Raw genomic sequence first — 13,103 nt, forward strand, 5'->3', positions numbered from 1 at the left:
GCCCCGCGGCGGGAAGACCGGTGCGCCCGGCCGAAGTGGTGTCCCATGAGCACGGGACGGGACCGGCGCCCGGATCGTGACACGAGGTGACCCGAGCCACCTCCTGTCACACCGGGCACCGCCACCTCGTCCCCACCACGACCGGCCGGAACCGGCCGGAGGACGGGAGGACTCGGATGAAGGTCGCGGTCGCAGGCGGAACCGGCCTGGTGGGCGGGATGGTCGTCGCGGAGCTGCGCGCGGCGGGACACGAACCGGTGGTGCTGTCCCGGTCGCGCGGGGTGGACCTGCGCACCGGCTCGGGCCCCACTACCCTCGCCACGGTCGCGTTGTACGCTCTCCGGTTCCGCAGCGGCCTCTGGGGGTATTTGGCGGCGGGGGTGGCCGGGTGCCGGGCGGTGATCGACGTCAGCAACGTGGTGACGATCAGCCGGAAGACGTCGGTGGAGTTCTTCGCCGCCGCGAGCCGGAACCTGGTGGCCGCCGCGCACCGGGCGGGCGTGGAGCACCTGGTGGCGCTGTCCATCGTGGGCTGCGACCGCGTCGACTTCGGCTACTACTTCGGCAAGCGGGCCCAGGAGGAGGTGGTGGCGGGCGGCCCGGTGCCGTGGACGATCCTGCGCGCCACCCAGTTCTTCGAGTTCCCGGAACCGCTGCTGGCGAAGCGGATCGCGCTGGTCCCGCGGATGCTCTCGCAGCCGGTGGCGGCCGCCGACACCGCCGCGGAGCTCGTCCGCCTGGTCGAGCGGGAGCCGGTGGGGCGCGCACCGGAGCTCGGCGGCCCGGAGCGGCTGGACATGGTGGACGTGGCGCGCCGGCTGTCCGCGGCGCACGGCCGCCGCGGGCTCGTGGTGCCGGTGTCCCCGCCCGGCCGGGTCGGCGCGGCGATGCGGGGCGGCGCGCTGCTGCCGCGCGGCGAGCACGCGTGCGGGAACCGCACCTTCGCCGAGCACCTCGCCGCGATCCGCGCCGCGAGGTGACGCGCGGGGACCGCCCGGCCACCCGGGTAGGGTCGGGGATCGACCGCGGCGAGGAAGGGACCCGGCTTGGGCGAGCGGATGCAGATCGGCGAGGTGGCCGAGCGCACTGGGCTGTCGCTGCGGACGATCCGCTACTACGAAGAGGTCGGCCTCGTCGTGCCGAGCGGCCGCAGCCCCGGCGGGTTCCGCCTCTACACCGACCCGGACGTGGACCGGCTGCGGCTGATCATGCGCATGAAGCCGCTCGGGTTCCAGCTCGACGAGATGCGCGAGCTGCTGGCGATCCTCGACCCGCACGACGGTGATCCGGAGCTTGCCGACCCGGACGCCCGGCTGGCCGAGTTCACCGCCAACGCCGAGCAGGCCTGCGAGAAGCTGCGCGCCAAGCTGCGCATCGCCGAGGAGTTCGCCGAGGTGCTGCGCGCCCACCGGGCGTGATCCCGCCCTCATCGGGGTTCGCGGGGTTGGAGTCCGCGCGACGGTCTCGTCTAACGTAAGGGGAGAGTTGCGGGTCGCCCCCCGTACCGCTGCCCCTGCCGGCGGCACGAAACCTCCGCGCCCCCCGAGGCGCCCGAGCACGTCAGGACGCCCGTGTCGAACTCCGCCGCCCCCGCCTGGGCGCGCCCGTCGTGGCTGTCGCCGAAGGTCGTCCGCACCGAGGTCCTCGGTGGACTGGTCGTCGCGCTGGCGCTGATCCCCGAGGCGATCTCGTTCTCCATCATCGCCGGGGTCGACCCGAGCGTCGGCCTGTTCGCGTCGTTCACGATGGCGGTGGTGATCTCGATCGTCGGCGGTCGCCCGGCGATGATCTCCGCGGCGACCGGGGCGATCGCGCTGGTCGTGGCACCGATCAGCCGCGAGCACGGGCTCGGCTTCCTGGTCGCCACCGTCATCCTCGGCGGGATCTTCCAGGTGGTCCTCGGCTCGCTCGGCGTGGCGAAGCTGATGCGGTTCGTGCCGCGCAGCGTGATGGTCGGCTTCGTCAACGCCCTCGCCATCCTGATCTTCACCGCGCAGGTGCCGGAGCTGATCGGCGTGCCGTGGGCGGTGTACCCGCTGTTCGCCGCCGGGCTCGCCATCATGGTGCTGTTCCCCAGGCTCACCAAGGTGGTCCCGGCGCCGCTGGTGGCGATCGTCGCGCTGACCGCCACCACGATCGCCGCGGGGATCGCGGTGCCGACCGTCGGGGACAAGGGCGCGCTGCCGTCCGCGCTGCCCGTGCCCGGGCTGCCCGCGGTGCCGTTCACCCTGGAGACCCTCCAACTCATCGCGCCGTACGCGCTGGCCTTCGCGCTCGTCGGGCTGATGGAGTCGCTGATGACGGCGAAGCTCGTCGACGACATCACCGACACCCGCTCGAACAAGACCCGCGAGTCCATCGGGCAGGGCGTCGCGAACATCGTCACCGGTCTGTTCGGCGGCATGGGCGGCTGCGCGATGATCGGCCAGACGATGATCAACGTGAAGACGGCGGGCTCCCGCACCCGGCTGTCCACGTTCCTCGCCGGGGCGTTCCTGCTGGTGCTGTGCCTGGTGTTCGGGCCGGTCGTGTCGCGGATGCCGATGGCGGTGCTGGTGGCGGTCATGGTGCTCGTCGCGTTCGGCACCTTCGACTGGCACAGCATCGCGCCGCGCACCCTGAAGCGGCTGCCCGCGGGGGAGAGCATCGTGATGGTGGTGACGGTCGCCGTGGTGGTGGCCACCGACAACCTCGCCATCGGCGTCGTCGTCGGCTCGATCACCGCGATGGTGATCTTCGCGCGCCGGGTGGCGCACCTGGTGGAGGTCAGCGCCGTCACCGATCCGGACGGGCGGCACGTGGTGTACGCGGTGCGCGGGGAGCTGTTCTTCGCCTCCAGCAACGAACTGGTGTCCCGGTTCGACTACGCCGCGGACCCGGAGCACGTGACGATCGACCTGTCGGCCGCGCACATCTGGGACGCCTCGACGGTGGCCGCGCTCGACGCGATCACCACCAAGTACGGGTCCCGCGGCAAGCAGGTGGAGATCACCGGCCTGAACGAGCCCAGCGCCACCATGCACGGTCGCCTCAGCGGCAGCCTGGCCCCCGCCGAGTGAGCCCGCGGGCCGTTCACCGGGCGCTCAGGGCGGGGGTGCTCGGCCCGCAGCCGGGCGATGGCCCTCGGCACCGCCACCGCGGACGCCGCCGGGTAGGCGCTCACCGCGAGCCGGTCCCGCAGCCCGGCGATCTCCAGGTAGGCCGCCTCCAGATGGGCGACGACCTTCCTGGCATGCCGCAGCAGCACCGCACCGGCTGGAGTGGGCCGGACGCCGCGGGCCTGCCGCTCGAACAGCGGGACGCCCACGGCGGCCTCGGCGTGGTTCCCGGGCCACCACCCGCCATCGGAACCGCATGTCACACCACGCTGATCGCCCCGGTGAGGACGGCGAAGGCGATGTAGGCGACGGAGGCCAGCAGCACCCAGGGCAGCGCGAAGCGCTGGAACTCGCCGAGGTCCCGCTTGACCAGGCCCAGCAGCACCCACAGCGGCGCCGAGGTCGGGCCGATCGAGTGCATCATCTGCCCGATCGCGCCCGCCCGGGCGATCTCCACCGCCGGGATCCCGTAGTGCCCGGCGGATTCGGCGAGCACCGGCAGCACGCCGAAGAAGTACGCGTCGTTGGACATGAAGAAGCTCAGCGGCAGGCTGATCACCGCGGTGAACAGCGGCAGCAGGTTGCCCATCGACTCCGGCACGACCGACAGCAGCGCGTCGGCCATCGCCTTCGTCATCCCGGTGTCGGTCATGATGCCGGTGAAGATTCCGGCGCCCAGCACCAGCATCACGACCGGGACCGCGCTGCTCGCGTGCTTCTTGACGACCTCGGCCTGGTCCGCGAGCCGCGGGTGGTTGACGACGAGGGCGACGACGAACGCGAGCATGAACAGGTTCACCAGCTCGGCGACGCCGAACACCAGCAGCACCAGCAGCAGCACCGTGAGCCCGGCGTTGAACCAGGTCCGCCAGGTGCGCCCGTCGCGGTCCACCCGCTGTTCGGCGATCTCGGCGGCGAACTCCTCGATGACGGCGCGGTCGATGCGCTTGCGCTGCGCGCGCCCCAGCAACCAGGAGATCGTGATGATGGCCAGCGAGGTCAGCGCCATCGGCGCGATCATGTGCACGAAGTAGTCGGTGGAGTCCAGGTGCAGCACGCTGATCCCGCGGGTCGCCGCCCCGCCCCACGGCGTGGTGCCGGAGATGGTGCCGAGCGCCATCGTCGCGATCGCGGCCAGCACCAGCGGGTTGATGCCCAGCCGAAGGTAGATCGGCAGGAACGCCGAGCACAGGATCATGTAGCTGGTGGTGCCGTCCCCGTCGAGCGCCACCAGCAGCGCGAGCACGGCGGTGCCGACGCAGATGCGTGCCGGATCGCCCTGCGAGAGGCGGATGATGCCCCGCGAGATCGGGTCGAACAGCTTCGCGTCCATCATCACGCCGAAGTACAGCACCGCGAACAGCAGCAGGATCGCGGTCGGGGCGACGATCTCCAGGCCGTTCAGCATCATCTCGTCGAGGCGTCCGCCGAACCCGGCGGCCACGGCGAACACGACGGGGGTGGCCATGATGGCGACGAAGGCGGTCAGGTAGCGGCGCATCACCAGCGCCATGAAGACGCCGAGGGTGGCGAAGCCCAGGACGGCGAGCATCGTTGCTCCTTTGCTGCTCCCGGCGGTGGTGCGGGCGCGACGGGGCGCCCGCACCACCGCCGGGAGCGGGGGTCGTGGCGAGGGGTGCGGCCGCGCCGCGGCCGGCGGGCCGGGCTCAGGCCGCGCCGAGCAGCTGCGTCCGCAGCGAGCGCGCGGCGAGCAGCGGCGGGCTCAGCACTTCGGTGCCGAGGTCCGCGGCGAGCGCGGCGGCGTGCGGGCTCAGCGAGTACTGCGCGAGCAGCACCAGGTCGGCCGCGGGCAGGTGCGGGCGCACCGCCGCGGCGAGGGAATCGGCGCCGGCCGGCTGCGCGAGCGCGGGCAGGATTCGTGCCTCGGGAGCCGCGATGTCCAGCCGCCCGGCCGATTCCGCGAGTGCGCTGTCCAATGAGGACACCAACACGGCGGTGGCCCGGCCGCGGCGGGCGAGCTCGGCGAACGCGGCGTCGTCGGCGCCCCGCACCGGCGCGGACCACAGCTGCCGGGCGAGCCCGGCGACCGGCCCGTACATCGAGCAGCTCAGCTGCACCGCGTCCGCGCCGCCGTCCACGGCGTGCCGGATCAGCCCCAGCATCCGCCTGCGCAGCGCCGGGGTGAGCCCGCCCGCCGCGTCGGCCTCGGAGACCAGCCGGTCGTCCAGCAGGTTCCAGGCCGTCGCCTCCGGGAACGCCTCGCGCAGTGCCGCGTTCGCCGGTTCCACCGCGGCGGGCGCGGCGTGCACGAACGCCACGAGCGGGCGGGTCATCTCGCGTCCGCGATGGCGGCGGCGACGGCGGCGGCGAACTCCGTCGTCCCGGCGGAACCGCCCATGTCCGAGGTGCAGGTCCCGGCGGCGACGGTGCGCGCGATCCCCGCGTCGAGCGCCGCGGCGGCGGTGCGCAAGCCCGCGTCCTGGTGCCGATCTCCCAGCCACTGCAACAACATCGAGCTGGACAGCATCATGGCGATCGGGTTCGCGAGGTCCTTGCCCGCGATGTCGGGGGCGGAGCCGTGCGCGGCCTGCGCCATGCCCTGCCGGTCCGAGACGTTGATCGACGGCGCGATGCCCAGCGAACCGGCCAGCTCGCCGGTGAGGTCGGAGAGGATGTCGCCGAACATGTTCTCGGTGACGATCACGTCGAACTCGGGGGCGCGGCGCAGCAGGTGCACCGTCATCGCGTCGATGTGGTAGTCGTCCACGGTGACGTCGGGGTACTGCTCGGCGATCTCCCGGCACACGTCGCGGAACAGGCCGGTGGTCAGCCGCAGCACGTTCGCCTTGTGCACGATGGTCAGCTTGCCGCGACGGCCGCGGGCCAGCTGGAAGGCGGTGTGCGCGATCCGCTCCACGGCGGGCCGGGTGATGATGCCGTGCGCGATCGCCACGTCGGGGGTGGGCATGAACTCGCCGGTGCCCGCGTGGGTGTTGCGGTCGGCGTAGAAGCCCTCGGTGTTCTCCCGCACGATCACCAGGTCGGTGCCGGGGACCATCGCCTTCGCGCCCTCGAAGGACTTGGCGGGGCGGATGTTCGCGTACAGCCCGAAGCGGGTGCGGATGGTGCCGCTGGGGTTGAGCTGCGAGCGGTGCGGTTCCGGGTAGGCGGCGCTGTCGTGCGGCCCGAGCAGCCAGGCGTCGAGCTCGTCGAGCGCGGCCAGCGTGGACTCCGGCGAGGGCGTGCCGTGCTCCTCGATGGCGTCCCGGCCCAGCGGCAGCGGCACCCACTCGACGGCCGGGGCCCCGGCGGCGGTGAGCGCGGCGTCCACGGCGCGGGTGGCGGCGGGCACGATCTCCGGTCCGATCCCGTCGCCTTCGAGCAGGCCGAGTCGGTAGGTGCGGGCGGATCGGGGTGCGGTCATGGATCTCTCCTCGGGTGGTGCGTTCCGGCGACATCCTGGAGGTTATAACCTCGCTCGGTCAAGACCTGAATCCAGGGAGATCGAGCCGAGCTGAGCAGCAGATGAGTGCGTGCGCAGTGCTTATAACGAATCGGATCGAGGTGGGCGCCGAATTGGTACTTGTGCGTTGAGAAAAACCATCCGGTCGATTAGCGTCCTGCTCCGCCGGGACACCGCGGACCGCCGCGACCGGGCCGCGAACCCCGGAACCCGCACCCCTCAGAACCCCTCCTGGAACGGAGCAGCCCCGTGACCATCCTGTCGATCGACCCGGCCACCGAGGCCGAACTGGCGCGGTACGAGGTGGACGGTCCCGCTGAAGTGGACGCGGCCCTCGCGGCCGCCGCGACCGCCCAGCGGGCCTGGCGCCGGACGCCGCTCGCCGAGCGCACCGCGCTGCTGCGCGAGATCGCCCGCGTGCTGCGCGCCGGGCGGGAGCGCTACGCCCGGCTGATCACCACCGAGATGGGCAAGCCGATCGCCGAAGCCGCCGCCGAGGTCGACAAGTGCGCGCTCACCTGCGAGCACTACGCCGAGCACGCCGCGGAGCTCCTTGCCGACCGTCCTGTTCGGACGGACGACGGCGAGGCGGTGGTCGTGTGCGAGCCGCTCGGCGTGGTCCTCGCGGTGATGCCGTGGAACTACCCGTTCTGGCAGTTCTTCCGGTTCGCCGCCCCCGCGCTGGCCGCCGGGAACGGCGCGATCCTCAAGCACGCCAACAACGTTCCGCAGTGCGCGCTCGCGATCGGCGAGGTGCTGCGCGACGCGGGCGCGCCCGCGGGGCTGTGCCGGGCGCTGCTGGTCGAGGTGCCCGTCGTCGCCGAGCTCATCGCCGACGACCGGATCGCCGCGGTCACCCTCACCGGATCCACCGAGGTCGGCGCGATCGTCGCCGGACAGGCCGGGAACGCGCTGAAGAAGCAGGTGCTCGAACTCGGCGGCTCCGACCCGCTCCTGGTGCTCGCCGACGCCGACGTGCCCGCCGCGGCCGCCGCCGCGGTGCGGGCCCGGTTCACCAACGTCGGCCAGTCCTGCGTCAACGCCAAGCGGTTCCTGGTGGCCGAGCCGATCGCCGAGGAGTTCGCCGCCGCCTTCACCGCGGCCGCCGAAGCGCTGCCCGTCGGCGATCCCACCGACCCGGCCACCCGGATCGGCCCGATGGCCCGCGCGAACCTGCGCGACGCCCTGCACGACCAGGTGCTGCGCACGATCGCCGCGGGCGCGCGGCTGCGCACCGGCGGCGAGCCGGTGCCGGGGCCCGGTTTCCACTACCCGCCGACCGTGCTGGACCACGTCGAACCGGGCATGGCCGCGTTCGACGAGGAGACCTTCGGGCCGGTCGCGGCGATCACCCGCGTCGCCGGTGCCGAGCAAGCGGTGGAACTGGCCAACCGCACCGAGTTCGGCCTCGGCGCCGCGGTGTGGACCCGCGACCTCGCGCTGGCGCGGCGCATCGCCGCCGAGATCGACGCGGGCGCGGTGTTCGTCAACGGCGTCGTCGCCTCCGACCCGCGGCTGCCGTTCGGCGGGGTGAAGAAGTCCGGTTACGGCCGGGAACTGGGTGCCGAGGGCATCCGCGAGTTCGTCAACGTCAAGACCCTCTGGATCCGCGAGGAGCGCGCCTGATGCCCGAGCACGAGACCTTCCCCGCCGCCGTGCTGCGGCCGGCCGAGCTGTCCGCGTTCTCCCGCGGCGGCGGTGCCCGCACCATCCCGCTGGTCACCCGGGAGCGCGGCGCCGCCACGTTCCTCAACGGGCAGACCCTGTTCGAGGGCGGGGCGGGCATCCCGCTGCACACGCACGACTGCCCGGAGAGCGTGGTGATCCTCGAAGGCGATGCGATCGCCGAGATCGACGGCGTCGAGCACGAGCTCACCGCCTTCGACACCACCTACGTCGACGCGGGGGTGCCGCACCGGTTCCGCAACGCCTCGGCGACCGCGCCGATGCGCATCCTGTGGACCTACGCCTCCGTCGACGCCACCCGAACCCTGGTGGCCACGGGAGAAACCCGGCGCGTCGACGCGGAGCACGGGGCCTGACGCCTGCCTCGTCCGGAACCTCGCCACCGGGCTCGCACCGCGGGATCCCGACCGTCGGGGCGGGAACCGGCGCCGGCGCCGAAGTAGGCTCGCTCGGCACACCGCCCACCTCGCGGAAGGACCGGGAGCACATGGCGACGCCCCTCGTCGAGCAGATCGCGGCGCGCATCGCGGAGCACATCCGCGAGGAGCGGCTCGTGCCGGGCACCCGCCTGGTGGAGCGGGCGCTCGCGGAGCGCCTCGCGGTGTCGCGCTCGCCGGTGGGCGGCGCGCTGCGGCTGCTCGCCGCTGACGGCGTGGTGGCGGCGGGGGAGCGCGGCGGCTACGCGGTGCTGCGCGTCCCGGACGCCGCGCCGGTGGCCGAGGGCGGGGACGGCGTGGAGACGACCTACCTGCGGATCGCGGGGGACCGGTTGGACGGGCGGCTGCCGGAGCGGGTGACCGAGAGCGGGCTCGCCCGCGAGTACGGGCTCACGTCCGCGCAGCTGTCCCGGATCCTGCAGCGGATCGGTGCCGAGGGCTGGATCGAGCGGATGCCCGGCTACGGCTGGCGGTTCCGGCCGATGCTCACCTCGCAGGGCTCGTACCGGGACAGCTACCGGTTCCGGTTGACGATCGAACCGGCCGCGCTGCTCGAACCGGATTTCCAGCTGGACGAGGACGCGGTGCGGGAGGTGCGCGCGCAGCAGCAACACCTCGTGGACGGCGCGATCCGGGAGGTCGGCGACGCGGAGCTGTTCGACCGCAACAGCGCGTTCCACGAGGTGCTGGTGCAGTGCTCGGGCAACGCGTTCTTCATCGACTCGCTGCGCCGGGTGGACCGGTTGCGCCGGTTGGTGGAGTACCGGCGGACGCTGCCGCGGGACCGCGCGGTGGTGCGCTGCCGCGAGCACGTGGAGATCGCGGACCTGCTGTTGGCGGGGCGCCGGGCGGAGGCGGCGGAGCGGCTGCGCGAGCACCTGGACTCGGTCGGTACCGAGAAGGCGGGGGAGTAGTACCGGTCGCGCTCCGTGTTCGGCCCGGTCCGGGGTGGCGCGCGGAGAACTTCGCATTCGTCCTGTTCACGAGGTATTTGCGATGTGCCCGCAACATCGCGACATCTATGATTTACATCACTCGGCGTCACACTTTTGCTCCGCAGTGAGCGCCGGTCCCGGCCACTAGCGTCCATTTCGTTAGTTTGAGCAGCTATCTAAATGGGTGAGGTGGTCGTATGTGCGGCATCACGGGCTGGGTCTCCTACGGGCGTGATCTCGGTACCCAGGACCGAGTGCTGCGGGACATGACCGAAACGATGGCCTGCCGCGGCCCGGACGCCGCGGGCACCTGGGTCGCACCGCACGCCGCGCTCGGGCACCGGCGGCTCGCCGTCATCGACCTGCCCGGTGGCGCGCAGCCCATGGAGGTCGCCACGCCCGACGGCGCGGTCGCCATGGTCTACTCCGGCGAGGCCTACAACTTCACCGAGCTCCGCGCCGAACTGCGCGGGCGCGGGCACCGGTTCGACACCGACTCCGACACCGAGGTCGTGCTGCACGGCTACCTGGAGTGGGGCGAGCAGCTCGCCGAACACCTCAACGGCATGTACGCCTTCGCGATCTGGGACGAGCGCACCGAGAAGCTCGTCATGATCCGCGACCGGATGGGCATCAAGCCGTTCTACTACTACGAGACCGCCGACGGCGTGCTGTTCGGCTCCGAGCCCAAGGCGATCCTGGCGAACCCGGACGCCGAACCGGTCGTCGGCCTCGACGGGTTGCGCGAGATCTTCTCGTTCGCCAAGACGCCCGGCTTCGCCGTGTGGGAGGGGATGCGGGAGCTCAAGCCCGGCCACCTCGCCATCGTCGACCGCAACGGGCTGCGCGAGCGCTGCTACTGGCAGCTGGAGGTCGGCGACCACACCGACGACCGCGACGCCACCGTCGCGCACGTGCGGGAGCTGCTCGACGACATCATCGCCCGCCAGCTCGTCGCCGACGTGCCGCGCTGCACCCTGCTCTCCGGCGGGCTCGATTCCTCGGCGATGACGGCGATCGCGGCGCTGCAGCTCGCGGAGCAGGGCGAGACGGTGCGCAGCTTCGCCGTCGACTTCCCCAACCAGGCCGAGAACTTCCGCGCCATCGACGTCGCCCCCACCCAGGACACGCCGTTCGTGCACGCCGTCGCCGAACACGTGCGCAGCGACCACGACGACATCATGCTCGACGGCGCGGCCCTGTCCGACCCGGCGGTGCGCGCCGCCGCCGTCGCCGCCCGGGACCTCCCGATCGGTCTCGGCGATCGGGACAACTCGCTGTACCTGCTGTTCAAGGCGATCCGCGAACAGTCCACCGTGGCCTTGTCCGGGGAGTCGGCGGACGAGATCTTCGGCGGCTACCCGTGGTTCCACGACGAGCGCAAGCGCGACGCGGACACCTTCCCGTGGCTCGTCGACTCGCCCCTGACCCCGTCCGGGCTGCTCGAACCCGGCCTGAGCGCGCAGCTGGACCTCGGTTCCTACATCGGCGACAACTACCGGGACGCCGTCGCCGCCGCGCCGCTCAAGGACGGCGAAACCGGGCTGGAGAAGCGGATGCGGCAGGTCTGCTACATGCACCTGACCCGCATGGTGCAGACCCTGCTGGACCGCAAGGACCGGATGAGCATGGCCGTGGGCCTCGAAGTGCGGGTGCCGTTCTGCGACCACCGGCTGGTGCAGTACGTGTTCAACACCCCGTGGGCGCTGAAGACCTTCGACGGCAGGGAGAAGAGCATCCTGCGCGGCGCCACCCGGGACACGCTGCCGGAATCGGTGGCCAACCGGAAGAAGAGCGGTTACCCGGGCAGCTTCGACCCGAACTACCTCCGCGCCATCCAGGCGCAGGCCGCGGAGCTGATCGCGACCGACCACCGGGTGCTGGAGTTCTACGACGCGGACCGGCTCAAGGCCGCCACCACCGCCGACGGGGCGACCATCACTCACGAGCAGCGCGGCGCGATCGAACGGTCCCTGGACTTCGCCACCTGGCTGGACCAGCGGAACCCGGTGCTCAAGCTGTCCTGAGCACCGGACGGGGCGCCCGCGCGCACCGCGGGCGTCCCGTTCTCCGGGCGGTGGGCGGAAATCCGGGCTTGAGCGTGCCGCAGGGGCACGGAGTGGGATGGGGTGACAACAGCCCCGAGAGGAGCCCACCCGTGTCCACCGACACCGTCCCGCGCCCGTCCGCACCACCGGCGCGACCCACCCCGCTCGCCGAGCGGGCGATCGCCCCGGACCTGGCCCGGGGCATGATGCTGCTGCTCATCGCCCTGGCCCACGTGCCGTGGTTCCTGTACACCGCAGGCACCGGTGCCGCGCTGCTGCACCCGGCGGGCGGTGGGCTCGCCGACCGGATCGTGCAGGCGGCCACGATCGTCGTGGTGGACGCCCGCACGCACACCATGTTCGCGTTCCTGTTCGCCTACGGGATCGGGCAGCTGCACACCCGGCGGATCGCGGCGGGAGCCTCGGCGCGCGAGGCGCGCGGGCTGCTGCGCCGCAGGCACCTGTGGATGTTCGGGTTCGGCCTGGTCCACGCCGCGCTGCTGTGGCACGGCGACATCCTCGCCACCTACGGCGTGATGGGACTGGTGTTCGTGCCGCTGTTCCTCGGCCGCGGGGACCGCGCGCTGCGGGTGTGGATCGGGGTCCTGGTGGCGCTCGGCGTCGCGGTGTGCGCGATCTCGGTGATGGCGGACCCGGTGCCGCCGTCGGTGGGTCCGCGTCCGGAGCGGTTCCCGATCACCGAGACCGGCTACCTCGCGTCCGCGCTGCTGCGGTTGGCGAACTGGGCGCCCACGCCGCTGGCAGGAATCGCCACGCTCGCGCTGCCGACCGCGTTCCTGCTGGGGTTGCTCGCTTCCCGGCACCGCGTCCTGGAGGAGCCCGCCCGGCACCTGCCGCTGTTGCGGCGCACCGCCTTCTTCGGCATCGCCGTGGGCTGGGTGGCGGGTGTTCCGCTGGCGCTGCACCACGTCGGCGTGCTGGGGCTGCCGAACCTGGCGGTCTTCGGCACGGTGCACTTCTTCGCCGGGATTCCCGCCGGGGTCGGATACGCCGCCCTGTTCGGCCTCGTCGCGCACCGGATCACCGCGCGCGGTGCGAGCCCGGCCAGGCCGGTGCGCGCGTTGGTCGCGTTGGGGCGGCGCTCGCTCAGCGGGTACCTGGCGCAGTCGGCGGTGTTCGTGCCGCTGCTCTCGGCGTGGGGATTCGCGGTGGGGGCGCACCTGTCGAGCTGGTCGGCGGCGCTCGTCGGCGTCGCCACCTGGGTACTGACCGCGGTGCTGGCGCGGCTCTCGGAACGAGCGGGCGTGCGCGGGCCTGCGGAAACCTTGCTGCGCAGGCTCAGCTACCGGAAGCCGCGGCGGCGGACCGCGGCCTGATGCCCGTGGGGGGGGGGGGGGGGGGGGGGGGGGGGGGGCGGCCCCCCCCGCGGGGGGGGGGGGGGGGGGGGGGCGGGGGCGCGGCGCCGGCGGCCCCCGCCCCCGCGCCCCCCCCCCCCCCCCCGCGCCCGCCCCCCC

Annotated in this window: 11 protein-coding genes; 8 read left to right on the forward strand and 3 right to left on the reverse strand. The window is 72.9% G+C overall.

Annotated features, from left to right (window positions below; all coding sequences use genetic code 11):
• Positions 1-176 precede the first annotated feature (176 nt).
• The 3 genes from LCD31_RS10290 (at position 177) to LCD31_RS10300 (ending at position 3,059) form a co-directional block, all read left to right on the forward strand.
• Positions 177-980 (forward strand): SDR family oxidoreductase, encoded by an 804-nt coding sequence (locus LCD31_RS10290; RefSeq protein WP_224957574.1) that lies wholly within the window; start codon positions 177-179, stop codon positions 978-980.
• A gap of 66 nt (positions 981-1,046) precedes the next feature.
• The gene (locus LCD31_RS10295; RefSeq protein WP_224957575.1) at positions 1,047-1,418 is read left to right on the forward strand and encodes a MerR family transcriptional regulator; all 372 of its coding nucleotides are present in this window, start codon (positions 1,047-1,049) and stop codon (positions 1,416-1,418) included.
• A gap of 153 nt (positions 1,419-1,571) precedes the next feature.
• Complete coding sequence (locus LCD31_RS10300) at positions 1,572-3,059, forward strand: SulP family inorganic anion transporter (protein ID WP_224957576.1); 1,488 nt, start codon at positions 1,572-1,574, stop codon at positions 3,057-3,059.
• A gap of 298 nt (positions 3,060-3,357) precedes the next feature.
• Here the strand turns inward: LCD31_RS10300 and LCD31_RS10305 are convergent, their stop codons facing one another.
• From LCD31_RS10305 to LCD31_RS10315, 3 genes are all read right to left on the reverse strand, one after another.
• Positions 3,358-4,650 carry a CitMHS family transporter gene (locus LCD31_RS10305; RefSeq protein ID WP_224957577.1) on the reverse strand — a complete coding sequence of 431 codons (1,293 nt, stop codon included), beginning with the start codon at positions 4,648-4,650 and terminating at the stop codon, positions 3,358-3,360.
• A 115-nt stretch (positions 4,651-4,765) separates the two neighbouring features.
• The gene (locus LCD31_RS10310) at positions 4,766-5,392 is read right to left on the reverse strand and encodes a hypothetical protein (protein WP_224957578.1); all 627 of its coding nucleotides are present in this window, start codon (positions 5,390-5,392) and stop codon (positions 4,766-4,768) included.
• Complete coding sequence (locus tag LCD31_RS10315; RefSeq protein WP_224957579.1) at positions 5,389-6,483, reverse strand: isocitrate/isopropylmalate dehydrogenase family protein; 1,095 nt, start codon at positions 6,481-6,483, stop codon at positions 5,389-5,391. The genes LCD31_RS10310 and LCD31_RS10315 overlap by 4 nt, the downstream gene beginning before the upstream one ends.
• 288 nt (positions 6,484-6,771) lie before the next feature.
• Here LCD31_RS10315 and LCD31_RS10320 point away from each other — a divergent pair, with 288 nt between their 5' ends.
• The 5 genes from LCD31_RS10320 to LCD31_RS29525 all read left to right on the forward strand — a co-directional run bounded on the left by LCD31_RS10320 (position 6,772) and on the right by LCD31_RS29525 (position 12,965).
• Positions 6,772-8,148, forward strand: a complete 1,377-nt coding sequence (locus LCD31_RS10320) for an NAD-dependent succinate-semialdehyde dehydrogenase (protein WP_224957581.1) — start codon at positions 6,772-6,774, stop codon at positions 8,146-8,148.
• Positions 8,148-8,564 carry a cupin domain-containing protein gene (locus LCD31_RS10325; protein WP_224957584.1) on the forward strand — a complete coding sequence of 139 codons (417 nt, stop codon included), beginning with the start codon at positions 8,148-8,150 and terminating at the stop codon, positions 8,562-8,564. The genes LCD31_RS10320 and LCD31_RS10325 overlap by 1 nt, the downstream gene beginning before the upstream one ends.
• 131 nt (positions 8,565-8,695) lie before the next feature.
• Positions 8,696-9,559: a GntR family transcriptional regulator gene (locus LCD31_RS10330; RefSeq protein ID WP_224957586.1), complete on the forward strand. Its 864-nt coding sequence runs from the start codon at positions 8,696-8,698 to the stop codon at positions 9,557-9,559.
• Positions 9,560-9,777: 218 nt separating this feature from the next.
• Positions 9,778-11,607 carry an asparagine synthase (glutamine-hydrolyzing) gene (gene asnB / locus LCD31_RS10335; RefSeq protein WP_224957588.1) on the forward strand — a complete coding sequence of 610 codons (1,830 nt, stop codon included), beginning with the start codon at positions 9,778-9,780 and terminating at the stop codon, positions 11,605-11,607.
• Between the two features lie 131 nt (positions 11,608-11,738).
• The gene (locus LCD31_RS29525) at positions 11,739-12,965 is read left to right on the forward strand and encodes a DUF418 domain-containing protein (RefSeq protein ID WP_224957590.1); all 1,227 of its coding nucleotides are present in this window, start codon (positions 11,739-11,741) and stop codon (positions 12,963-12,965) included.
• Positions 12,966-13,103: the final 138 nt, after the last annotated feature.

Source organism: Saccharopolyspora sp. 6M, from assembly GCF_020176775.1.
GTDB lineage: Bacteria > Actinomycetota > Actinomycetes > Mycobacteriales > Pseudonocardiaceae > Saccharopolyspora_C > Saccharopolyspora_C gregorii.

Excerpts from the sequence above, each read along its gene's own strand:
- LCD31_RS10315 (WP_224957579.1), bottom strand. The coding sequence starts at position 6,483 with ATGACCGCACCCCGATCCGCCCGCACCTACCGACTCGGCCTGCTCGAA.
- LCD31_RS10325 (WP_224957584.1), top strand. The coding sequence starts at position 8,148 with ATGCCCGAGCACGAGACCTTCCCCGCCGCCGTGCTGCGGCCGGCCGAG.
- LCD31_RS10305 (WP_224957577.1), bottom strand. The coding sequence starts at position 4,650 with ATGCTCGCCGTCCTGGGCTTCGCCACCCTCGGCGTCTTCATGGCGCTG.
- LCD31_RS10310 (WP_224957578.1), bottom strand. The coding sequence starts at position 5,392 with ATGACCCGCCCGCTCGTGGCGTTCGTGCACGCCGCGCCCGCCGCGGTG.
- LCD31_RS10290 (WP_224957574.1), top strand. The coding sequence starts at position 177 with ATGAAGGTCGCGGTCGCAGGCGGAACCGGCCTGGTGGGCGGGATGGTC.
- asnB (WP_224957588.1), top strand. The coding sequence starts at position 9,778 with ATGTGCGGCATCACGGGCTGGGTCTCCTACGGGCGTGATCTCGGTACC.
- LCD31_RS10330 (WP_224957586.1), top strand. The coding sequence starts at position 8,696 with ATGGCGACGCCCCTCGTCGAGCAGATCGCGGCGCGCATCGCGGAGCAC.